This is a genomic window from Pseudomonas sp. MBLB4136 (genome assembly GCF_051904765.1).
Lineage (GTDB): Bacteria > Pseudomonadota > Gammaproteobacteria > Pseudomonadales > Pseudomonadaceae > Aquipseudomonas.
The window spans coordinates 4,684,427-4,705,161 of sequence record NZ_CP196713.1 but is presented as its reverse complement, the minus strand read 5'-3'; the positions used below and the strand labels follow the sequence as shown (position 1 = coordinate 4,705,161).

Annotated in this window: 19 protein-coding genes; 11 read left to right on the top strand and 8 right to left on the bottom strand. The window is 67.7% G+C overall.

What is annotated here, in order from left to right:
• Positions 1–29: 29 nt before the first annotated feature.
• The gene (gene zwf / locus ACSX1D_RS21540; protein WP_439860377.1) at positions 30–1,517 is read left to right on the top strand and encodes a glucose-6-phosphate dehydrogenase; all 1,488 of its coding nucleotides are present in this window, start codon (positions 30–32) and stop codon (positions 1,515–1,517) included.
• Between the two features lie 27 nt (positions 1,518–1,544).
• Here the strand turns inward: zwf and ACSX1D_RS21535 are convergent, their stop codons facing one another.
• A complete protein-coding gene (locus ACSX1D_RS21535) occupies positions 1,545–2,792 on the bottom strand; it encodes an MFS transporter (protein ID WP_439860376.1) in 1,248 nt (415 codons plus the stop codon).
• A gap of 172 nt (positions 2,793–2,964) precedes the next feature.
• Here ACSX1D_RS21535 and ACSX1D_RS21530 point away from each other — a divergent pair, with 172 nt between their 5' ends.
• Entirely contained in the window at positions 2,965–3,882 is a 918-nt protein-coding gene (locus ACSX1D_RS21530) for a hypothetical protein (RefSeq protein WP_439860375.1), read from the top strand.
• Between the two features lie 12 nt (positions 3,883–3,894).
• Here the strand turns inward: ACSX1D_RS21530 and ACSX1D_RS21525 are convergent, their stop codons facing one another.
• A complete protein-coding gene (locus ACSX1D_RS21525; protein ID WP_439860374.1) occupies positions 3,895–6,783 on the bottom strand; it encodes an EAL domain-containing protein in 2,889 nt (962 codons plus the stop codon).
• 210 nt (positions 6,784–6,993) lie between these two features.
• Between ACSX1D_RS21525 and uvrD the strand changes: the two genes are divergently transcribed.
• The 4 genes from uvrD to ACSX1D_RS21505 all read left to right on the top strand — a co-directional run bounded on the left by uvrD (position 6,994) and on the right by ACSX1D_RS21505 (position 12,027).
• Complete coding sequence (gene uvrD / locus ACSX1D_RS21520; protein WP_439860373.1) at positions 6,994–9,183, top strand: DNA helicase II; 2,190 nt, start codon at positions 6,994–6,996, stop codon at positions 9,181–9,183.
• Positions 9,184–9,226: 43 nt separating this feature from the next.
• Positions 9,227–10,321 carry a TRAP transporter substrate-binding protein gene (locus tag ACSX1D_RS21515; protein ID WP_439860372.1) on the top strand — a complete coding sequence of 365 codons (1,095 nt, stop codon included), beginning with the start codon at positions 9,227–9,229 and terminating at the stop codon, positions 10,319–10,321.
• A gap of 107 nt (positions 10,322–10,428) precedes the next feature.
• Complete coding sequence (locus tag ACSX1D_RS21510) at positions 10,429–11,007, top strand: TetR/AcrR family transcriptional regulator (protein ID WP_439860371.1); 579 nt, start codon at positions 10,429–10,431, stop codon at positions 11,005–11,007.
• Between the two features lie 180 nt (positions 11,008–11,187).
• Positions 11,188–12,027 carry a Tim44 domain-containing protein gene (locus tag ACSX1D_RS21505; RefSeq protein ID WP_439860370.1) on the top strand — a complete coding sequence of 280 codons (840 nt, stop codon included), beginning with the start codon at positions 11,188–11,190 and terminating at the stop codon, positions 12,025–12,027.
• A gap of 149 nt (positions 12,028–12,176) precedes the next feature.
• On the opposite strand, the gene ACSX1D_RS21500 is transcribed toward ACSX1D_RS21505, so the two are convergent.
• Positions 12,177–12,647: an aminoacyl-tRNA deacylase gene (locus ACSX1D_RS21500; RefSeq protein WP_439860369.1), complete on the bottom strand. Its 471-nt coding sequence runs from the start codon at positions 12,645–12,647 to the stop codon at positions 12,177–12,179.
• A 257-nt stretch (positions 12,648–12,904) separates the two neighbouring features.
• Here ACSX1D_RS21500 and ACSX1D_RS21495 point away from each other — a divergent pair, with 257 nt between their 5' ends.
• From ACSX1D_RS21495 to ACSX1D_RS21480, 4 genes are all read left to right on the top strand, one after another.
• Positions 12,905–13,315 carry an SMI1/KNR4 family protein gene (locus ACSX1D_RS21495; protein WP_439860368.1) on the top strand — a complete coding sequence of 137 codons (411 nt, stop codon included), beginning with the start codon at positions 12,905–12,907 and terminating at the stop codon, positions 13,313–13,315.
• A 248-nt stretch (positions 13,316–13,563) separates the two neighbouring features.
• Positions 13,564–14,322 carry an SDR family NAD(P)-dependent oxidoreductase gene (locus ACSX1D_RS21490; protein WP_439860367.1) on the top strand — a complete coding sequence of 253 codons (759 nt, stop codon included), beginning with the start codon at positions 13,564–13,566 and terminating at the stop codon, positions 14,320–14,322.
• A gap of 104 nt (positions 14,323–14,426) precedes the next feature.
• Complete coding sequence (locus ACSX1D_RS21485) at positions 14,427–14,909, top strand: acyl-CoA thioesterase (protein ID WP_439860366.1); 483 nt, start codon at positions 14,427–14,429, stop codon at positions 14,907–14,909.
• 84 nt (positions 14,910–14,993) lie between these two features.
• On the top strand, positions 14,994–15,374 hold the full coding sequence (locus ACSX1D_RS21480; RefSeq protein WP_439860365.1) for a DUF3301 domain-containing protein: 381 nt from the start codon (positions 14,994–14,996) through the stop codon (positions 15,372–15,374).
• A gap of 15 nt (positions 15,375–15,389) precedes the next feature.
• Here ACSX1D_RS21480 and blaOXA read toward each other — a convergent pair whose 3' ends face one another.
• The 3 genes from blaOXA to ACSX1D_RS21465 all read right to left on the bottom strand — a co-directional run bounded on the left by blaOXA (position 15,390) and on the right by ACSX1D_RS21465 (position 18,168).
• Positions 15,390–16,172 (bottom strand): class D beta-lactamase, encoded by a 783-nt coding sequence (gene blaOXA / locus ACSX1D_RS21475; RefSeq protein WP_439860364.1) that lies wholly within the window; start codon positions 16,170–16,172, stop codon positions 15,390–15,392.
• Between the two features lie 64 nt (positions 16,173–16,236).
• Complete coding sequence (locus ACSX1D_RS21470; RefSeq protein WP_439860363.1) at positions 16,237–17,115, bottom strand: alpha/beta fold hydrolase; 879 nt, start codon at positions 17,113–17,115, stop codon at positions 16,237–16,239.
• A gap of 90 nt (positions 17,116–17,205) precedes the next feature.
• Positions 17,206–18,168 carry a CobW family GTP-binding protein gene (locus ACSX1D_RS21465; protein WP_439860362.1) on the bottom strand — a complete coding sequence of 321 codons (963 nt, stop codon included), beginning with the start codon at positions 18,166–18,168 and terminating at the stop codon, positions 17,206–17,208.
• A 109-nt stretch (positions 18,169–18,277) separates the two neighbouring features.
• Between ACSX1D_RS21465 and ACSX1D_RS21460 the strand changes: the two genes are divergently transcribed.
• Positions 18,278–18,631, top strand: coding sequence for an NADH:ubiquinone oxidoreductase (locus tag ACSX1D_RS21460; RefSeq protein WP_208707703.1), 354 nt, complete (start codon positions 18,278–18,280; stop codon positions 18,629–18,631).
• A gap of 12 nt (positions 18,632–18,643) precedes the next feature.
• Here ACSX1D_RS21460 and ACSX1D_RS21455 read toward each other — a convergent pair whose 3' ends face one another.
• Positions 18,644–19,288: a DUF1826 domain-containing protein gene (locus ACSX1D_RS21455; RefSeq protein ID WP_439860361.1), complete on the bottom strand. Its 645-nt coding sequence runs from the start codon at positions 19,286–19,288 to the stop codon at positions 18,644–18,646.
• Entirely contained in the window at positions 19,288–20,496 is a 1,209-nt protein-coding gene (gene zigA / locus ACSX1D_RS21450) for a zinc metallochaperone GTPase ZigA (protein WP_439860360.1), read from the bottom strand. The genes ACSX1D_RS21455 and zigA overlap by 1 nt, the downstream gene beginning before the upstream one ends.
• Positions 20,497–20,735: the final 239 nt, after the last annotated feature.

Genomic DNA, 20,735 nt, shown 5'->3' with positions numbered 1-20,735 from the left:
GGGTTGTAGTGAGCTTGTAGTTATACTACATGACCGCCTCCCCCGCACGGCCAAACCGAGTCGGAGTTCCTACTTTGAGCATTCCCTGTGACATGCTGGTCTTTGGCGGCACCGGCGACCTCGCCCTGCACAAGCTGCTGCCCGCCCTCTACCACCTGCATCGCGAAGGCCGCCTGCACGCCGGGGTGCGCATCGTCGCCCTGGCCCGCAGCCAGCACAGTCGCGCCGCCTACCAGGCCCTCGCCGAGCGCCGTTGCCGCGCCCAGGTGGCGCGGGCCGATTTCGACAACGACACCTGGCAGCGCTTCGCCGAGCGCCTCGACTACTTCGCCATGGACGCTGGGCAGAGCGCCGACTTCGGCCGCCTGGCCAAGTACCTGGGGGGTGACGAGGCGCGCGTGCGGGTGCACTACCTGGCCACCGCACCGGACCTGTTCGAGGACATCGCCGCGCACCTGCAGATCGCCGGCCTGGCCGGGCCCAAGGCGCGCATCGTGCTGGAGAAACCGATCGGCCACTCGCTGCAGTCGGCCCAGGCGATCAACGCCGCCATCGGCGCGGTGTTCGACGAGTCGCGGGTGTTCCGCATCGATCACTACCTGGGCAAGGAGACCGTGCAGAACCTGATGGCGCTGCGCTTCGCCAATGCCCTGTTCGAGCCGGTGTGGCGCGCCGGGCATATCGACCACGTGCAGATCAGCGTCTGCGAGACCCTCGGCGTGGAGAATCGCGGCGCCTACTACGACCATGCCGGGGCCATGCGCGACATGGTGCAGAACCACCTGCTGCAGTTGCTCTGCCTGGTGGCCATGGAGGCGCCGGTGCGCTTCGACGCCGAGGCGGTGCGCAACGAGAAGGTGAAGATCCTCGAGGCGCTCAAACCCATCGGCGGCCTCGACGTGCAGGACAAGACCGTGCGCGGCCAGTACAGCGCCGGGGTCCTCGGCGGGCATGACGTGCCGGCGTACTACTTCGAGAAAAATGTCGACAACGACAGCGATACCGAGACCTTCGTCGCCCTCCAGGCGGAAATCGACAACTGGCGCTGGGCCGGCGTGCCGTTCTTCCTGCGCACCGGCAAGCGCATGGCGCGCAAGGCCTCGGAGATCCTCATCCAGTTCAAGCCGGTGCCGCACCGCCTGTTCGGCGACGGCGAAGCCAACCGCCTGCTGATCCGCCTGCAGCCGGAGGAACGCATCAGCCTGCAGCTGATGGCCAAGCACCCCGGCAAGGGCATGCGCCTGAAACCGGTGGAGCTGGACCTCAACCTGGCCGCGGCATTCAGCAAGCAGCGCCGCTGGGATGCCTACGAGCGCCTGCTGCTGGACGTGATCGAGGGCGACTCGACGCTGTTCATGCGCCGCGACGAGGTGGAAGCCGCCTGGGAGTGGATCGATCCGATCATCAAGGGCTGGCACCAGCACTACCAGAGCCCGCGCCCCTACCCGGCCGGCAGCAACGGCCCGGAGCAAGCGCAGAGCCTGCTGGAGCGGCATGGCCGGCAGTGGGCGGACTGAGCCCGGGCGCCGGGGCGGCGGCCATCATCAGCACGTAGCCGCCTGCGCCCGCCGGAAATACAGCGGCAGCAGCCCCAGCACCAGCAGGCCCAGCGCGCCGGCGCACAAGAACAGTCCGGCATAACCCAGCCAGGCGGCCAGCAGCCCGCTGGTGGCGCCGACCAGGCCGCCGAGCAGCAGCTGCGCCGAGGCCTGCAGGGTGAAGTCGGCGCCTTCGTGCTCGGCGCGGCACTGGCGCATCATCGCGGCGAACAGCGCCACCGTGGACATGCCGTCGGCCGCCTGCTCGAACAGCGCCAGCAGATAGACCAGCGCGTGATCGCCACCGGCCTGCGCCAGCGCGGCCATGGCGCCGATGCCCAGGGCCTGCAGGGTGCCAAACAGCAGCAGCGCCCGCAACGCGCCGAGGCGCGCGTAGAGCAGGCCGCCGAGCAACGCCCCGGCGATGCCCACCAGGCTGCTGATCAGGGTCAGCCGGCCCAGCTCGGCCGTGCTCCAGCCCTGGTCCACCAGCATCGGCTTGATCATCGGCGAGCCGAGGGCGTCGCCCAGCTTGAAACTCAGCAGCACCGCCAGCCACAGCAGCATGCCTGGCTGCATCAGCAGGCCGCGGTAGTGTCGCAGCAGCAGGCCGGGCCCGGACGGCTCGGCCAGCGCCGGGCGAAAGGGCAGCTGCTGGCGCTCGGCGAAGCGCCAGACCGGCACCAGGGTGAGCAGCAGCAACAGCATCAGCAGGCCCATCGACAGGCTCCAACCGAGGCTGTCATAGATCAGCAGCAGGCCGCTGCCGCTGACCAGCATGCCGACCTTGTAGCCACCCACCTGCAGGCTGTTGCCCAGACCACGCCAACGCTCCGGCAGCAGGCGCACGGTGAGGCCGTCGGTGGCGACGTCCTGGGTCGCCGCCGCCAGGTTGACCAGCAGCAGCAGGCCCAGCAGCAGCGGCAGCTGGCTGCCGAACAGCTCGCCCGGCGCCAGCAGGGCGAGCCCGGCGACGACCAGGGCGATGCCGCCTTGCAGCGGCAGTATCCAGCCGCGATGATGGCCCAGGCGCGGGGATGACAGGCGGTCGACCCAGGGCGCCCAGAGCACCTTGAGCAACCAGGGCAGGGCCAGCAGCTTGAGCAGACCGATCAGCGCCAGGTCGACGCCGTGCTGGCGCAGCAGCACCGGCAGGGAATGGGCGATCAGCCCCGAGGGCAGGCCCTGGGCGCAATAAAGCGAGGCCAGCAACAGCAGGGTGGCGTTGGCGGGGCGACTATCGGGTGTCGACATGGGTGCGTCTCGCGGTGCGAAGCACGCGACAGTAGCGGGCCGCGACCCGTCCGGACAATAGCTGTAACCGCGCCCAACCTGCGGCCGGGCCGCCTTCGGTCGCCACGGCTTGCATCATCCCGAGCAGCTGCTATCGCTAAGAGAAGGACTCACCCAGCGAAGGGACTTCGCCATGTTCAAATACCCCCTGATCGCGCTCCTCGCCCTGCTCCTGCTCACTTCCGGCTGCATGCTGGACCGTTCCGGCCTCGGCGGCGCACCGGGCGCGTTCGGCGTGCGCCCGACCCTGGCCTGCCCGGGCGACAGCGTGCTGATCGACTGGGACCTGCAGGTCCGCGCCGACCCCGGTTTCTGTCGCTTCGCCAACGGCAACACCCCCAGCCTGCAGAGCTGCAGCAGCTCATCCGATTGCGCCAGCGGCGCCTCCTGCGTGGACGGCCAGTGCAATGCCTGCGCGGCTATCGTCAATGTGCGTAACCGCACCACCGATTGCGCAACACCCAGCAACGCCGGCTGCCTGCCCAACATGAACGCGCGCCTCGAACTGACCCCCGAGCCGACTCCGCCGCTGGAGCGGGCCAGCGATATCTGGAACGAGCACCGCGGCGAACGCCAGTTCGTGGTCGAGCAGACCACCCGCATCGGCTTCTTCAGCGAGGTGATCGACATCGACGGCCAGCGCGCCGGAATACCCGGTTCGCTCGGCCGCTTCGATGCCGGCGCCACCGTGGAGGTGGTCGACCCCAGTCTCACCCGCACCTCTGCCCACCCTTACGAGTGCCGCGGAGCGCCGTTCTGGGTCGGCACCGTGCTGGAAGAACTGTTCGCCGGCGCCTCGGACAGGCTGCGAGTGGTCGCGGTGCGCAACCCCAACAGCTTCGCGGTGGAGGTCAGCGGTCTGACCCCGACGCCCCTGATCTTGCCGGCCCGGGCCACCCAAGGGCTCAACCTTGCGATTCGTGGCCGCGTCGACGCACGCCCCACCCCCGCGCACTTGGCAACCCTGCCGCCGGTGATGTGCACGGCGGTGCAGGATAACGGACGTTACCCCGATGCCCCCCTGGAACTGACTGTCGGCTGCCGGCCGTGACCTCGGCGCGGCTCAAGCCTGCAATGTGACCGCCGCCTGCTCGCTCAACAGGCGCGCGAACGCCTCGGCGGGTACCGGCTTGCTAATCAGGTAGCCCTGGATCTCGTCGCAATGCTGGGCCTTGAGGAAGTCCATCTGCGCCTGGGTCTCCACGCCTTCGGCGACCACCTTGAGCTCCAGGCCGTGGGCCATGGCGATGATCGCCCGGGTGATCGCCGCGTCTTCGCCGCCGATCGCCAGGTCGCGGATGAAGCTCTGGTCGATCTTCACGTAATCCACCGGGAAGCGTTTGAGGTAGCTGAGCGAGGAGTAACCGGTGCCGAAGTCGTCGATCGCCAGCTTGACCCCCAACTCGCGCAACTGCTGGAAGGTGGCGATGACGCTCTCGACGTTGTCCAGCAGCTGGCTCTCGGTCAGCTCCAACTCCAGCAGGTGCGGCGCCAGTCCGGTGTCCTCCAGCACCTGGCGCACCAGGCTGGTCAGGTTGCCCTTGCGCAGCTGGTGCACCGACAGGTTGACCGACACGCGCAGGTCGGCCAGGCCCTGCCGCTGCCACTCGCGCGCCTGCTGGCAGGCCTGGCGCAGGACGAACTCGCCGATCGGCGCAATCAGGCCGGTTTCCTCGGCCAGGCCGATGAACTCGCCAGGCGGCACCAGGCCCAGGCTCGGGTGGCGCCAGCGCACCAGCGCCTCGGCGGCCTTCACGCTGTCGTCGGCCAGGCACAGCTTGGGTTGATAGAACACCTCCAGCTGACCTTCCTCGATCGCCTTGCGCAGCTGGTTCTCCAGCTGCAGGCGCTCCAGGGTGCAGGCCTGCAGGTTGTCGGTATAGAACTGGAAGGTGTTGCCGCCCAGATGTTTGGCATGCTGCATGGCCATGTTGGCCTGACTGATCAGCGCGGAGATCTCCCGCGCGTTGTCCGGCAGCAGGCTGATGCCGACCGAGGCGCTGACCACCAGTTCCTCGCCGCCGACCAGCAGCGGCAGGCGCAGCTTGGCCAGCAGGCGGCTGGCCATGCGCGCCAGGCTCGACAGGCTGCCGTAGGAGTCGAGCAGCACGGCGAACTCGTCGCTGGACAAGCGGGCGATGGTGTCCGCCTCGGGCACGGCCTGGGTCAGACGGCGACTCATCTGGCGCAGCAGCTGGTCGGCCAGCTCGTGACCAAGGCTGTCGTTGAGCAACTTGAAGCGGTCCAGGTCGATGTGCAGCAGGGCCAGGCTGCGGCCGCTCTGTCGCGCGCGCTGGCTGGCCTCGTGCAGGCGCTGCTTGAACAGGCTGCGATTGGCCAGGCCGGTCAGCTCGTCGTAATGCGACAGGTAGCGCAAACGCTCCTCGGTCTCGCGCCGCGCCGACAGGTCGGCGAAGAAGCCGACGATATGGCTGGCCTGGCCCCTGCCGTCGCGCACCACCTTGAGCTGCAGCCACTGCGGATACAGCTCGCCGTTCTTGCGGGTCTCGATCAACTCGCCCTGCCAGCTGCCGACCGCCTCCAGCTCCAGGCGGATCATCTGGTACTGGCGCCGCGACTCGCGGCTGCCGATCAGGGTCGCCACGCTCTGGCCGACCAGCTCGTCCTGGCGATAGCCGGTGACCTGGCGAAAGGCCTGGTTGGCGGCCAGCAGGCGGTAGTCCGGATCGAGGATGACGATGCCTTCGCTGGCCGCCTCGAACACCGTGGCGGCCAGGCGCTGCTGTTCTTCCTGGAGCTTGCGCGCGCTGATGTCGCGGCGGGTGCCGAGCATGCGCAGGACCCGGCCCCTGGCGTCGCGCTCCACCGCGCGGCCACGGTCCTCGATCCACACCCAGTGACCGCGGGCGTGCTGGATGCGGTACTCGATCTGGTAGCCGTCGCTGCGGCCCTTGAAGTGCTCGACCAGGGCGCGGCGCAGCAGCGGCAGGTCGTCCGGATGCAGCCGTGGCTTGAGGTCGCGCAGCATGATCTGCACGGCCTCCGGCTCCAAGCCGAAGATCTCCTTGAGTTGCGAGTGGTGCACCTCGTCGCTCTCCAGGTTCCAGTCCCACAGGCCCAGCTCGCTGGCCTCCAGGGCCAGGGCCAGGCGCGCCTGGCTCTTGCCCAGGGCCTGGGTGGCGGCGTCCAGCTCCAGGGTGCGCTCGGCCACGCGCACTTCCAGCGCGCCGTGGGCCTCGCGCAGCTCGTGCTCGGCGCGCCGACGTTGCTCGACCTCCCGCCCCAGCTCGGCATTCAGCCCCTCGGCCTGGCGCATGGCGTCCTCGAGATTGTCGATCAGCGCCAGGTTCTGAAAGCGCTGCAACAGGCTGCGCTGCAACAGGCGGTTGACCTGCCAGGCCACCACCAGCAACGCCAGGGCCAGGATCGAGCCGACCAGGCCCCAGCCACGCAGCAACTGGTGATCGCTCAGCAGCAGGTAGCCCAGGGTCGGCACCAGGCAGGGCAGGACGAAGGTCAGGAAGGCCGGCAGGCTGACCGCATAGGCGACACTGGCGGAGAGGATCGCCGCGGACAGCAGCCCCAGGAGCAGGGCCTGCTGGAAGAACTCGTCGGGCGGCACCAGGACGATGGCGGCGAAGGCCAGGGTCAGGCCGGAGACCCCGGCGCCGACGAGAAAGCGCCAGCGCCAGTGCGACTGGGCCTGGGCCTCGGCCGGCGCGGCATTGAAGGCGGTTACCTGGACCAGGCGCAGCAGCGCCAGCAGCACCAGCCAGACCAGCCAGAGGCACAGCAACAGGCGGTTGTGCGGCGCCCACAGCAGGTAGGCACAGGCCAGCCCGGTAAGCAGCATCAACAGGGTCGGCACCCGTGAGCCGTGATAGAGCAGACGGGTGCGCTCCACGGCGATGTCGGTGGCGAACGGACGATGGCTAGGGTTGCCCTCGTCCAGCTGAGGCTGCGTGACGACGGCATGAGCGGTGGCAGTCATAGGCGATGTTCTTGTAGTGGTTGCCTAGGCGTCGGCGGAGCATACCCGAGGCAGGCGCCTGGCCCAACCGTCCAGTGCAGCCATTTCGTCGGTTGCACGAGCGACTTTCATCGTGGCACGGCGCCCGCCCTGCCGACCCGCCGGTCGTCCGCGCCAGCCTGGCATGCGCCGCGGTTTGCCCTGCCTCGCCCCGCCCCCTAGAATGCCGCGATGCATGATGACCTCTCGCTTCTCCTCAATTCCCTCAACGATGCCCAACGCCAGGCCGTAGCCGCCGGCCTGGGCCGTCAGTTGGTCCTGGCCGGCGCCGGCTCCGGCAAGACCCGCGTGCTGGTGCACCGCATCGCCTGGTTGATCCAGGTCGAGCGCGCCTCGCCGCACAGCATCCTGTCGGTGACCTTCACCAACAAGGCCGCCGCCGAGATGCGCGCGCGCATCGAACAGATGCTCGGGATGAATCCGGCCGGCATGTGGGTCGGCACCTTCCACGGCCTGGCCCACCGCCTGCTGCGAGCGCACTGGCAGGAAGCCGGGCTGGCCGAGAACTTCCAGATCCTCGATTCCGACGACCAGCAGCGCCTGGTCAAGCGGGTGATCCGCGAGCTGGGCCTGGACGAGCAGCGCTGGCCGGCGCGCCAGGCCCAGTGGTTCATCAACGGGCAGAAGGACGAGGGCCTGCGGCCGAACAACATCCAGCCCGGCGGCGACCTGTTCCTCGCCACCATGCTGAAGATCTACGAGGCCTACGAGGCCGCCTGCGCCCGCGCCGGGGTCATCGACTTCTCCGAGCTGCTGCTGCGCGCCCTCGACCTGTGGCGCGACAAGCCCGGCCTGCTGGAGCACTACCAGCGGCGCTTCCGCCACATCCTGGTCGACGAATTCCAGGACACCAACGCCGTGCAGTACGCCTGGCTGCGCCTGCTGGCCAAGGGCGGCGACAGCCTGATGGTGGTGGGCGACGACGACCAGTCGATCTACGGCTGGCGCGGCGCGCGGATCGAGAACATCCAGCAGTTCTCCGACGACTTCAAGGACGCCGAGGTGATCCGCCTGGAGCAGAACTACCGCTCCAGCGCCGGCATCCTCAAGGCCGCCAACGCCCTGATCGCCAACAACCAGGGACGCCTGGGCAAGGAACTCTGGACCGAGGGCGGCGACGGCGAACCGATCAGCCTGTACGCGGCGTTCAACGAACACGACGAAGCCCGCTACGTGGTCGAGACCATCGAGGACGCCCTGCGCAAGGACGGCCTCAAGCGCAGCGAGATCGCCATCCTCTACCGCTCCAACGCCCAGTCACGGGTGTTGGAAGAGGCCCTGCTGCGCGAGAAGATCCCCTACCGCATCTACGGCGGCCAGCGCTTCTTCGAGCGCGCCGAGATCAAGAACGCCATGGCCTACCTGCGTCTGCTCGACGGCCGCGGCAACGACGCGGCGCTCGAACGGGTGATCAACGTGCCGGCGCGCGGCATCGGCGAGAAGACCGTCGAGGCGATCCGCGAATACGCCCGCGCCCACGAGGTCTCGATGTGGGAGGCGATCCGCCTGATGGTCGCCGCCAAGGCCCTGCCGGGGCGAGCCTCTGGCGCGTTGGCCGGCTTTATCGAGTTGATCGAGAACCTGGCCGCCAAGGTCCTGAGCATGCCCCTGCACCTGATGACCCAGACGGTCATCGAGCAGAGCGGGCTGATCGCCTACCACAAGGCGGAAAAGGGCGAGAAGGCCCAGGCACGCATCGAGAACCTCGAGGAACTGGTCAGCGCCGCGCGGGCCTTCGACAACGACGAAGACGACGAGCTGTCGCCGTTGCAGGCCTTCCTCAGCCACGCCTCGCTGGAGGCCGGCGACACCCAGGCCGCGGAGAACGAAGACAGCATCCAGCTGATGACCCTGCACAGCGCCAAGGGCCTGGAATTCCCCCAGGTGTTCCTGGTCGGCATGGAAGAGGGCCTATTCCCGCACAAGATGAGCCTGGAAGAACCGGGGCGCCTCGAGGAAGAACGGCGCCTGGCCTACGTCGGCATCACCCGCGCCATGCACAAGCTGGTGATCACCTACGCCGAGACCCGCCGCCTGTACGGCAGCGAGACCTACAACAAGGTGTCGCGCTTCGTCCGCGAGATCCCGCCGCAACTGATCCAGGAAGTGCGCCTGTCCAACAGCGTCAGCCGCCCCCTGGGCGCGAGCAGCCGCAACATGAGCGGCGCCAGCATGTTCGCCGGCAGCGCCGTACCGGACACCGCCTTCAGCCTCGGCCAGCGCGTGCAGCACTCGCTGTTCGGCGAGGGCACCATCCTCAACTTCGAGGGCGCCGGGGCCCAGGCCCGGGTCCAGGTGAACTTCGAGAACGAAGGCAGCAAGTGGCTGATGCTCAGCTACGCCAAGCTGCAAGCGCTTTAACAAGACCAACAACCACACCACCGCGCAATTGGGGAGATTTTCGATGAACCGCCGTTTCCTGTTCGGCGCCGCTGCGGCGCTGCTCGCCGCCATCGGTCTGGCCGGCTGCAATGACGAGAAAGCCAGCACTGAGCAAGCCGCGACCGAGCAAGCACAGACCTATCAATGGAAGATGGTCACCGCCTGGCCGAAGAACTTCCCCGGCCTGGGCACCGCCGCCGAGCGCCTGGCCGAGCGGGTCGCGACCATGAGCAACAGGCGCCTGACCATCAAGGTCTACGCCGGTGGCGAACTGGTGCCGCCGCTGGAGGTGTTCGATGCGGTGTCGCGCGGCACCGCCGAGCTCGGCCACGGCGCCGCCTACTACTGGAAGGGCAAGGTGCCGGCGGCGCAGTTCTTCACCGCCGTGCCGTTCGGCCTGTCCACCCCGGAGATGAATGCCTGGCTGAGCAAGGGCGGCGGCCAGCAGCTGTGGGACGAGGCCTACGCACCCTTTGGCGTGAAGCCACTGGCGGTGGGCAATACCGGCATGCAGATGGGCGGCTGGTACAACAAGGAGATCAACTCCCTGGATGACCTCAAGGGCCTGAAGATCCGCATGCCGGGTCTCGGCGGCGAGGTGCTCAGCCGCCTCGGCGCGACCACCGTGAACCTGCCGGGCGGCGAGATATTCACCGCCCTGCAGACCAACGCGATCGACGCCACCGACTGGGTCAGCCCCTACAACGACCTGGCCTTCGGCCTGCACAAGGCGGCCAAGTTCTACTACTACCCGGGCTGGCAGGAACCCCAGGCGGTGCTCGAGCTGCTGATCAACCAGAAGGCCCTCGACAGCCTGCCGGCCGATCTGCAGGCGATCCTCACCGAGGCCACCCGCGCCGCCAACCAGGACATGCTGGACGACTACGTCTACCACAACGCCATGGCCCTGGATCAGCTCAAGCAGCAGGGCACCCTGCTCAAGCGCTTCCCCGACGAGGTGCTGCAGGCCATGCAGTTCCAGTCCGAGGAAGTACTCGGCGAACTGGCCGCACAGAGCGAACTGAACGGACGCATCTGGGCCTCGATGAAGGCCTTCCAGGCCCAGGTCGGTCAGATGCACCAGCTGTCCGAGCAAGAGCTGTACAACTGGCGCTGAGCGCCCGGCGCCCGCCCCGCCGCACAGACGGAGCCTTCGGGCTCCGTCTGTCGTTTCCACCCTGCCCCTGTGCGCGCCCGGCCCATACTCGGAAACGAGGTGAGCCGATGAAGAAAACCACCATCACCGCGCCGAAGATCCTCGACGCCGCACTGGAACTGGCCGATGTCTGCGGTTGGGAGCGCCTGCACCTGTTCGACGTGGCCACCCAGCTGGGTGTCGGCCTGGACAGCATCGCCCTGCACTACCGGGAGAAGGATCAGCTGGTCGAAGCCTGGTTCGACCGCGCCGACCACGCCTTGCTGACCCGGGCGAAGGCCGCCGACCTGATCACCCTGGACCCGGCCAGGCGCCTGGAGGAACTGCTGATTGCCTGGCTCGACTGCCTCGCCGCCCACCGTGAGGTGACCGGGCAGATGCTGCTGTACAAGCTGGAACCCGGGCATATCCACCTGCAGGTACTCGGCCTGCTGCGCGTCAGCCGCACCGTGCAGTGGTGGCGCGAGGCGGCGCAACGCGAGGCCATTCACCTGCATCGGATCGCCGAGGAGAGCCTGCTCAGCGGCGCGTACCTGCGCACGGTGCTGCACTGGCTGCGCCACCCCGACGAGGAGCCGGCCGACCTGCGCGCCTACCTGCGCCGGCAGCTACGCAGCGGCCCCTTGCTGATGCTGTTGCGCCGCTGAACCTGGACTTCGTCGCCTCTGTGCGAGACCGAAACAGGGTCAACGACGGCGACTGGCGTGATGGTCAGCGGAAGCGAAACCGACAACAGGCAAAAGTCCGAAACACTCTGCGGCTGGCCTTAGTCGCCCTGGCCGTGCAAGATGCCGTGCAGCGTTCCAACCACCAAGAGACGACCGATCATGCAGCGTTTCCTCAGCATCGCCCTGGCCATGTGCCTGAGCCTGGGCCTTACCATGAGTTTCGAAGCCGAAGCCAAGCGCCTGGGCGGCGGCAAGTCGTTCGGCTCCGCGCCGAGCCACCAGACTCGCCAGACTGCGCCGCAAAGCCAGCCGGCCGCCACCGCACCGACCGCCGGTCGTCAACCTGCCGCCGCCAGCGGCGCCTCGCGCTGGCTCGGCCCACTGGCCGGCCTGGCCGCCGGTGGCCTGCTGGCCTCGATGTTCATGGGTGACGGCTTCGAAGGCTTGCAGATCATGGACATGCTGATCTTCGGCCTGATCGCCTTCCTGCTGTTCCGCTTCCTCGCCGCCCGCCGCCGTCAGGCCCAGCCGGCCATGGCCGGTGGCGCGCCCTACCAGCGGGAAATGCCGGCCGCCGCCAACCCGGTGTTCGGCGGCGGCAGCGCCGCGATCAAGCCGGTGATCAACGCCCCGGCCTGGTTCAATGAGCAGAGCTTCGTCAGCGCCGGCCGCGAGCACTTCCTCAGCCTGCAGCAGCACTGGGACGCCAACGAGATGGACAAGATCGCCGAGTTCGTCACCCCACAGCTGCTGGAGTTCCTCAAGCGCGAGCGCGCCGAACTGGGCGACGGTTTCCAGTCGACCTACATCGACAATCTCGATGTGCAGCTGGATGGCGTCGATGACATGAGCGACAAGACCGTGGCCACCCTGACCTTCAGCGGCGTGTCGAAGACTTCGCGCTTCGACCAAGGCGAGGCCTTCAGCGAAAGCTGGCGCCTGGAGCGTGCCGTCGGCGACAACCAGCCCTGGCTGGTGGCGGGCATCCGCCAGAACTGACCGATTCCCCGGTACAGCGCGAACCCCAGGCCTGCCTGGGGTTTTTTATGTCCGGGCGTCAGCGCCGGCCACCGTGCTTCTGCCCTTTTCCATGACAGCGCCGACAGGCGATGGAGCGGCGCCGATAGTAGATCGGCGGCCGCGGCGCCTCAGGCCTGCGGGCACAGCTCGCAGACTTCGGCACGGGGCACCAGCTTGAGAAACTGCTCGGTGCTCATGTGCACCAGGCTCTCGTGATCGCCGGCCTCGAAATAGATGTCCTGCTGGCGGGTAAGCAGCGGGTCGACCCGCATGTTCATCCCATAGGGCTCGCCGACCGCCGGCACCGCCCCGAGTTCGCAGTCCTTGAACAGGCCGGCGATAGCCGACTCGCTGCTCAGCTGCCATTGCTCGTCGCCCTTGCAGACCATGCTCATGTCCAGGTGGCGGTTGGCCGGCACCACGGCCATCAGGTAATGCCCCTTGCGGTCATCGAGAATCACCGGCTTGGCCAGACGCTCGGCCGGCACACTGGCGACTCGCGCCGATTCCAGGCTGCTCTCCGAATGCGGGTGAGGGACGATATCGAACTGAATCTGCGCTCGCTCCAGGCTGCGCTGTACTGTTGCTGCCATATGCATGATGCACCTCCGGTTCACGCCCGCCCTGCGGGCTGCACATGAGCGACCGGCTCATGCTTGAATTCTAGTTGCCGGGGCCCTGTCCGGCAGAAACACTTGATGCTAGCAGCGGCCGCCAACAGCAGTTCCGGACCTATACGCGCGAAGGCATTGGCCCGCCGTCCGGGCCGGGGGTGAGCACGGACTTCGACTGTGCTTTATCCTCGCGGCATCGGCTGCTGTATAAAGCCCATCCCCATGCATGAGGACCCGTTGTCGTGGAAGAAGTGATCGATCAGCTGCGCGAATTGAACGAGCCGGTGCCGGTGCCGCTGGAGCTGCCGGACGAGGAAACCCTGGTGGAGATCCAGGAGCAGATCCTCATCCACCTGCCCTATGCCCTGCGCGAATTCCTCCTCACCGTCAGCGACGTGGTCTATGGCCGCCTGGAGCCGGTGACCGCCGCCGACCCGCAGTCGCACACCTACCTGCCGGAAGTCGCCGCCACCGCCTGGTCCCTCGGGGTTCCGCGAGAGTACGTGCCGCTGTGTGAAGACCAGGGCAACTACTACGTAGTGGAAGAGGACGGCACCGTACTGCTGTGGGAAGCCGACACCGGCGAGATCAACGAGGACGAATCCTGGGAGTCCGTGTGGCACTGGGTCCGCGACGTCTGGCTGGAGAGCTGAGCGGCGCCCCGAAGGCGCTCAGCTCTCACCCCCGGCCGCCAGTGAGCGGCAGCCTTGACAGGCTGGCGCCAGCCTGCGGATGATGTGTTGAAAATCGAACATTTCGTTCAATAATCACCACCACCTTCCAGTATCCCGCTGTGGCCCCGGTCCAGCGCTCGGCGAGGCGCGAGGCATCCGCCCCTCGGGCGGCAAGGTCGCAGCCGTTACCTACACTGGATTGACCACCGCCCCTGGAGGAACACCCCATGAGCACGCCCGTTATCCTCATCACCGGCGCCGCCGGCGGCCTCGGCCGCGCCATCGCCAAGCGCTTCTCGCAGAGTCACTGGCGGGTCACGGCCACCGATGTCGACAAGGGCGGCCTGCATGCGCTCAATGGCCAGGTGCCGCTGGATTTCAGCAGCACCGCCGACCTGCGCAGCGCCGACAACTGCCATGAACTGATCGCCAAGGTGATGGCCAGCAGCGGGCGCCTGGACGCGGTGATCAATGCCGCCGGGGTCTGGCGCGAGGGGCCGGTGGCGCAGTTCGGCGAAGAGGATTTCGACCTGGTCATGGGCGTCAACCTCAAGGCCGCCTTCTACCTCAGCCAGGCGGCCATCCCGCACCTCAAGGAATTTCGCGGCTGCATCGTAAATATCGCCAGCGACGCCGGGCGCCAGGCCTATCGCGGTTCGGCGGCCTACTGCGCGAGCAAGGCGGCGCTGGTGATGCTGAGCAAGACCCTGGCCCTGGAACTGGCCGAGCACGGGGTGCGGGTCAATGCGGTGTCGCCCGGCGATATCGCCACGCCGATGCTCGACTACCAGGCCGAGCGCTACGGCAACGGCAACCCCACGGCCTACAAGCGCGAGCTGCTGAGCCTCTACCCGCAGGGTCGCGGGGCGCGCTTCCTGCGCCCGGAGGAAGTCGCCGAGATGGTCTGGTACCTGTGCCAGCCCCATGCCGAGGCGATCACCGGCGCCGACCTGGCCATCGACTTCGGGCTTTCCGCCGGCAAGTAGGCGCAGGCGGCTCGGCCGTGCCCGGGCTTGCCCGGCTCGAGCGTGACCCGCGGCCCACCTGATTCGTTCAGAAGGGTATCCCCTCCGCCACACAGAGCCCAACCATGGAAGCCGGAAACGCCCAGCTGTCGATGACCGTACTGATGACCCCGGACATGGCCAATTTTTCCGGCAACGTGCACGGCGGCACCCTGCTCAAGTACCTCGACGAGGTCGCCTACGCCTGCGCCAGCCGCTATGCCGGCTGCTACGTGGTGACCCTGTCGGTGGACCAGGTGACCTTCCGCGAGCCGATCCACGTCGGCGAGCTGGTGACCTTCCTCGCCTCGGTCAACTACACCGGGCGCAGCTCCATGGAAATCGGCATCAAGGTGGTCACCGAGAATATTCGCCAGCGCTCGGTACGCCACACCAACAGCTGCTTCTTCACCATGGTCGCCGTCGACGACAAGGGCAAACCCACCCCTGTGCCGCCACGCCAGCCCCAGGGTGCCGAGGAACAGCGGCGCTTCGCCCAGGGCCGGCAGCGCCGGGCGATTCGCCAGGAGCTGGAGCAGCGCTACCAGGAGCTGAAGGACGAGGACTGAGGCCACGGCCAAGACAGCCACCCCGGCACCCTGGCAGAATGCGGGCTAACCGCGGCCGAAGCCCGCGGCTACCTGGAGTTCACCATGCTGACCCTCGGCAATATCTTCGTCCTGATGCTGCTGGCCACGGCCGGCGCCTGGCTGTGGCACGCCCACGGCCTGCGCGAGCGCGCCCTGGCGCTGGTCAAGCAGCACTGCGCGAAGGTCGAGGTCGAGCTACTCGACGACAATGTCGCCCTGCGCAAAATCACCCTGCTGGCCGATGCCCGCGGTCGCAAGCGCCTGGCACGGGTCTATGGCTTCGAGTTCACCGTCACCGGCGAACAGCGCCATGTCGGCAGCATCGTCATGTTCGGCCAGCACCTGGGGCGCATCGAACTGGAACCCCATCCGTTCAGCGCACCGCCGACCGACAATCCGCAGGTGATCGACCTGGAGCGCTGGCGCCGCGAGCGCGAGCACTGACAGGGGCCCAGGGCTCTAGAGCAGCTTGAACAGCCGCAGGCTGGCCTTGCCCAGCTCGATCCGCGTGGGCAGATCAGCGTCGCAATGGGTGTCGATATTCAGGGCAAAGCTGTAGCGCCGGCCCTGCTGCTCCACCCAGCCGACCCACCAGCCGATGTCGGGATCGCCCGACGTGGCCCAGCCGGTCTTGCCGTACAGCCGCCAATCCGGACCCTGCTCGAGCAGGCTGATGTCCCGCACCTGGGCCTGGATGGCTGGGGTAACGGGCAGCTGGTCCTGAACCAGGCGGGCTAGAAAGCGGGCCTGCTCCACCGCGCTGATGGCCAGCGGCCCGCGCAGCCAGAACTGATCGACCTGGTTGCCGATCTCGCCGTTGCCATAGTCCAGCGCTGCGACCCGACTGCGCATGCGCGCCAGACCGATACGCCGCGCCAGTGCCTGGTAGACCGACACATTGGAGACCTTGAGCGCCTCGCGCAGGCCCATGTCCTTCTCCCAGCTCTTGAGGAACTTGGGTTTGCCGTCGAAAGGAAAGACCTCCTCCAAACCGCTGACCACGCCGGTGTCGAGACCGATCAGGGTATGGGCAATCTTGAAGGTCGAGGCCGGACTGTAGCGGGTCAGCGCACGCTGTCGGTTGTGCCCCCGCCAGCGCTCGCTGCCGACCTCATGGAGCACGAAGGTGCCGGTCACCCCGGCACGGGCAAAGGCCTCGGCGACCGCCGGGCTGTCCCGCCAATCCATGGCCTGGACCTGGCCGGCAAGCGCCAGTAGGAGGCCGCACAGTATCCGTTTCATCATCGCTTCCTTTCGTTTGGGTCCAGCCTGGACAGCACCAGATCGGCCCGGTTCCGTGCAACGCCTATCCCGCCGCCTGGAGAAACGCCCGCATCCGCTCGGCGCTGTCATCGGGCTGCTCCTGCATGAAGCAGTGGCCGCCCTGGACCACCTGGGCGTGGACATGGGCATTGCTGGCGCACCAGCGCGCCACCGACTTGGCGACGAAGGGATAGCTGTCCTGGCCATAGAGCACCTGGGTCGGCGTCACCACCCTGGCCAGCGACGGCCACAGGCGCTTGGGGAAGGAGGCGAAGATGTCCGCCTCGCGGCTCGACCGGCATTTCAACTCGACGCCGTCCTCGGTGTCGCGCAGGGCATGGTTGATATAGGCCTCGAACGCCGCCTCGGTCCAGCCGCGAAACATGCCGCGGCCGTGCAGGGCGGCATGGGCGGCGAGACGATCCGGCCACTTTTGGCGCCGCTTGCGCGCCTTGCTGGCCAGGGTGTTGCGCTGACTCAGGCCGACCACATCGGACAGCGCCATGACGCCGATCATCGCCGGGGTGAACAGCACCGGATCGAGCAGCACGGCGCGCTGGAACAGCTGTGGCTGCTGGGCCAGCATCAGGCCGGTCAGCACGCCGCCGAAGCTGTGCCCGGCGGCGAAGGCCGGCACATCGGCAAACTGCTCACGCCCGGCGGCGAAAGCCTCCAGGGCCAGCTCGGCGCTGCGGTTCCAGCCGTGGAAGCGGCCACCGTGGTCGCTGTCGCCATGCCCCTGCACATCGCACAGCCACAGGTCGAAATCCTCGGCCAGGCGTTCCAGCAGCGGCTCATAGACCCGCCCGCAATAGCCGTTGCCATGCAGGAAGTGCAGCAGCGGCTTGCCCGAGGGCGGGCTGTTCCAGCCACGCAGGGTGAAACCGGCGGAACAGGCGTGGGACCAGGACTCTAGATGCATGGCGGTATTCGGCTGTGGGAACGACGGGCAAGCTTATCAGGCCGGCGCGAATGACCAATTGGTTCTGCTCAAAGGGCAGGCCGAGGGACACTAGCGCCTGCAGGCGGCCATGGCCTGACGCAGCGCGTCGGCGTCCTGGGCCGCGGCGAAGATCAGCTCCAGGCGCGAGTCCTTGCGCCAGGCGCTGGCCTGCCAGCGCAGCGGCTGACCGTCCAGGGCGTTGGCCGAGCACCAGCCGGCGTCGCTGTGCAGCACCAGCTTGGCGCGGCGCCAGGACAGGGTCGCCAGCCACTGTTGCACGGCGCGCTGAGCGAAGCGCTGGCTCGGGTGCCAGGACCAGCCGATACTCCAACCCTCGGGCAGCGCCTGGACCTGGCAGATCGGCTCGGCAGGCGTGCGCCAGATGCGGGGCAGCGGCGCAGACGCTTCCGGCAATCCCGCCAGATCGCCGCCATCCGACACCTCGCGGGCATATCCGGGCAACTGCGCCAGGTCCAGCGCCGCCTGGCTGGTCCAGTGCAACGCGCAAGCGGGTAGCCCGGCGAGCACCCGCGCCCTGGCCGCCTCGTCCAGGCCCTCGGCCTTGTTCAGCAGCAACAGCCCGGTACTGGCCAGCGCCGCCTGCTGGCTGTCCGCCAGGGCCTGACCGGCGGCCAGCGCCGCTGCGTCCAGCACCAGCACCGGCGGCTGCACGGCCAGGACGCCGGCCCAGGGCGGCTGGCGCAGTTGTTCGAGGAGTTGCACCGGATGGCCGAGGCCGGAGGGCTCGATCAGCAGGCGCTGCGGCCGGGCCTTGCGCAGCAGGCGCCCCAGGCCGACCTGGAAGGGCACGCCGTTGACGCAGCACAGGCAGCCGCCGGCCACCTCGCCGAGGGCCACGCCCAGGGCGTCGGTTTCCAGCAGGGCGGCATCCAGGCCGATCTGGCCGAATTCATTGATCAGCACCGCCCAGCGTTCATGGGCCGGCCGCTGCGCCAGCAGCTGGCGAATCAGGCTGGTCTTGCCGGCCCCCAGGGGGCCGCCGATCAGGTGCGTGGGGATGTGCTTCAGCATGGGCCTATGGTGCGGTCAAAGGGCCGGGAGGAGAAGCCCCGGCGTGCTGCGCAGACGCGCAAAAGACGTCGTGCTAGAGTCGCCGGCATCTTCACCGGGAGTTCATTCGATGCGTCGTCTAGCGCTGCTGAGCCTCTGCGCCCTGTCCACCCTGGCCTGGGGCGAGGCCTGCGTCATCCACAGCCAGGCCGAGCGCCTGGACGTCAAGGTTTGCCAGCAGAACCGCAGCATCCCGCCGCAGCTGTTTCGCAACGGCTTCTGCCAGCCCCAGCTCAAGGGGCAGAAGGTCGAAGTGGCCTTCGTCGAGCAGTGCCCAATGGGCGCCTTCGGCGTCTGCCGCAACGCCAGGGTCGGCGGCACCCCCTACCAGCAGGATATCCACTACTACGGCGTGAGCAGCGACGCCACCTACCTCAAGCCCTTCTGCGAAGGGCAGAACAAGGGCGTATGGATGGCCCGCTAAAGGCCGGCCCGACTACGCCAGCCAGTCCAGGGTCAGCAGCAGCCGACGCTCGCCACCGAGCGGCTGCGGCGAGCGGTGGATCAGGCCACGGCCCTCGTTACCCGACCATTTCTCGCCCTTGGCCAACAGCACATGCCCGGCCTGGCTGCCGTTGATCAGCGCCGGGTCCTGCGGCTCCGCGTTGGGATCGCCCAGCCGCTGGCGCAGCATTGCCCCTTCCGCCAGCCACTGACTGCCCGGCCCCGCATAGCTGGTAATCAGCCGTACGGGCACATGGTCGACGTGAAAGCGCGGGCACATCGCCCGATCCAGCGCACGCAGGCGCAGGCCGATGCGCCTGGCATCGAACAGGCAGGCGAAGGCGCCGACCAGCCAGGCAATATCGGCCAGACAGGCGGCCTGGCCCGGCAGGTCGCTGTACTCGGCAAGCAGGCCGGTCAGCTCGGGCTGGCTCTCGCTGGTCGCCAGGTCGAGGACCAAGGTCTGCCCCAGGGCATGCCCCTGGGCCAGCAGCAGGCCGGCGAAGTCGGCGATCTGCGCCGGCAGGCGACGCTGCCAGATCGCCAGGTTGACCTCGTCGCGCAGCACTTCGGTGAGCACCTCCAGCTGCTCGCCGAGCATCTGGGTGGGCGGCTGTCGATACAGGAGCGCATGCATCAGGCGGCGTCCTCCTCGACCCAGGGACCGAAGGGGTCCGCTAGGCTGGTCCAGGCCTGCTCGCCCTGGGCCATTTCCGTGTCGTCGAGCAGGCAGGCGTCCAGCTCGGCATGCAGCCGGGCGAAGTCGATGTGCTGGCCGATGAACACCAGCTCCTGGCGACAATCGCCGACATCCGCCTGCCAGTTCTGCATGATCGCCTGCAGCCCCTGTTCATCCTCCGGCCACTGGCTTTTCGGCACGAAGCGCCACCAGCGCCCGGCAAAACCGTGGCGCATCAGGCCGCCGGCCTGGGACCAGCTGCCGGCCTCGCGCGGCTTGCTGGCCAGCCAGAAGAAGCCCTTGGAGCGCAACAGCCGGCCATTGCTCCACTCGCGGCCGATGAAGTCGAAGAAGCGCTGCGGGTGGAACGGACGACGCGCACGGTAGGCGCTGGAGACGATGCCGTACTCCTGGCTTTCCGGCACGTGCTCGCCGCGCAGTTCCTTGAGCCAGCCAGGCGCCTGGGCCGCGCGCTCGAAATCGAAGCGCCCGGTGTTGAGGACCTTGTCCAAGGGCACCGCGCCCATGCTCATCGCATGCACCTCGGCATGGGCATTGAGGCTGCGCAGGATGGCCGTCAGCTCTTCACGTTCGGCCTGGCTGATCAGGTCGATCTTGCTGATCAGGATGACATCGGCGAACTCCACCTGCTCGATCAGCAGGTCGGTGATCGAACGCTGGTCCTCCTCGCCGAGGGTTTCGCCACGGCTGGCCAGGTCTTCGGCCTCATGGTAGTCGCGCAGAAAATTCATCCCGTCGACCACGGTGACCAGGGTGTCCAGACGCGCCTGGTCGGCCAGGCTGCGACCCTGCTCGTCGCGGAAGATGAAGGTCTCGGCCACCGGCAAGGGCTCGGAGATGCCGGTGGATTCGATCAGCAGATAGTCGAAGCGTCCCTCAGCCGCCAGCCGCGCGACTTCCTCGAGCAGGTCTTCACGCAACGTGCAGCAGATGCAGCCGTTGCTCATCTCCACCAGCCGCTCCTCGGCGCGGCTCAGGCTGACATCGCGCTGGACCTCGCGGCCATCGATATTGATCTCACTCATATCGTTGACGATCACCGCGACCTTGAGCCCCTCGCGGTTCCTCAACACATGGTTGAGCAGGGTGCTCTTGCCGGCACCGAGAAAGCCGGACAGCACGGTTACGGGTAGCCGTTGAGGCATAGCGGGGACTCCTGTTCAGTGACGATGACGAACGACCCGCACAGCGAATCGGCCAACGAAGAAACAAAAGTTATAACATAACATTATCTTGAATGAGACGTTATCGACTGACAATGCGTGCAGCCTAGGCTTGCGCCGTGATCAACCCACGCTCACGACGCACGGCAGTCCGATCCAGCACTCAGCGACCTCAGCATCCGGGTGGGTTTCACGTGGAACTGCTGGCGATGCGCCACTCT

What these genes read in the sequence shown, in the direction of transcription:
- zwf (WP_439860377.1), top strand. Translation starts at nt 30, where the DNA reads ATGACCGCCTCCCCCGCACGGCCAAACCGAGTCGGAGTTCCTACTTTG.
- ACSX1D_RS21535 (WP_439860376.1), bottom strand. Translation starts at nt 2,792, where the DNA reads ATGTCGACACCCGATAGTCGCCCCGCCAACGCCACCCTGCTGTTGCTG.
- ACSX1D_RS21530 (WP_439860375.1), top strand. Translation starts at nt 2,965, where the DNA reads ATGTTCAAATACCCCCTGATCGCGCTCCTCGCCCTGCTCCTGCTCACT.
- ACSX1D_RS21525 (WP_439860374.1), bottom strand. Translation starts at nt 6,783, where the DNA reads ATGACTGCCACCGCTCATGCCGTCGTCACGCAGCCTCAGCTGGACGAG.
- uvrD (WP_439860373.1), top strand. Translation starts at nt 6,994, where the DNA reads ATGCATGATGACCTCTCGCTTCTCCTCAATTCCCTCAACGATGCCCAA.
- ACSX1D_RS21515 (WP_439860372.1), top strand. Translation starts at nt 9,227, where the DNA reads ATGAACCGCCGTTTCCTGTTCGGCGCCGCTGCGGCGCTGCTCGCCGCC.
- ACSX1D_RS21510 (WP_439860371.1), top strand. Translation starts at nt 10,429, where the DNA reads ATGAAGAAAACCACCATCACCGCGCCGAAGATCCTCGACGCCGCACTG.
- ACSX1D_RS21505 (WP_439860370.1), top strand. Translation starts at nt 11,188, where the DNA reads ATGCAGCGTTTCCTCAGCATCGCCCTGGCCATGTGCCTGAGCCTGGGC.
- ACSX1D_RS21500 (WP_439860369.1), bottom strand. Translation starts at nt 12,647, where the DNA reads ATGCATATGGCAGCAACAGTACAGCGCAGCCTGGAGCGAGCGCAGATT.
- ACSX1D_RS21490 (WP_439860367.1), top strand. Translation starts at nt 13,564, where the DNA reads ATGAGCACGCCCGTTATCCTCATCACCGGCGCCGCCGGCGGCCTCGGC.
- ACSX1D_RS21485 (WP_439860366.1), top strand. Translation starts at nt 14,427, where the DNA reads ATGGAAGCCGGAAACGCCCAGCTGTCGATGACCGTACTGATGACCCCG.
- ACSX1D_RS21480 (WP_439860365.1), top strand. Translation starts at nt 14,994, where the DNA reads ATGCTGACCCTCGGCAATATCTTCGTCCTGATGCTGCTGGCCACGGCC.
- blaOXA (WP_439860364.1), bottom strand. Translation starts at nt 16,172, where the DNA reads ATGAAACGGATACTGTGCGGCCTCCTACTGGCGCTTGCCGGCCAGGTC.
- ACSX1D_RS21470 (WP_439860363.1), bottom strand. Translation starts at nt 17,115, where the DNA reads ATGCATCTAGAGTCCTGGTCCCACGCCTGTTCCGCCGGTTTCACCCTG.
- ACSX1D_RS21465 (WP_439860362.1), bottom strand. Translation starts at nt 18,168, where the DNA reads ATGCTGAAGCACATCCCCACGCACCTGATCGGCGGCCCCCTGGGGGCC.
- ACSX1D_RS21460 (WP_208707703.1), top strand. Translation starts at nt 18,278, where the DNA reads ATGCGTCGTCTAGCGCTGCTGAGCCTCTGCGCCCTGTCCACCCTGGCC.
- ACSX1D_RS21455 (WP_439860361.1), bottom strand. Translation starts at nt 19,288, where the DNA reads ATGCATGCGCTCCTGTATCGACAGCCGCCCACCCAGATGCTCGGCGAG.
- zigA (WP_439860360.1), bottom strand. Translation starts at nt 20,496, where the DNA reads ATGCCTCAACGGCTACCCGTAACCGTGCTGTCCGGCTTTCTCGGTGCC.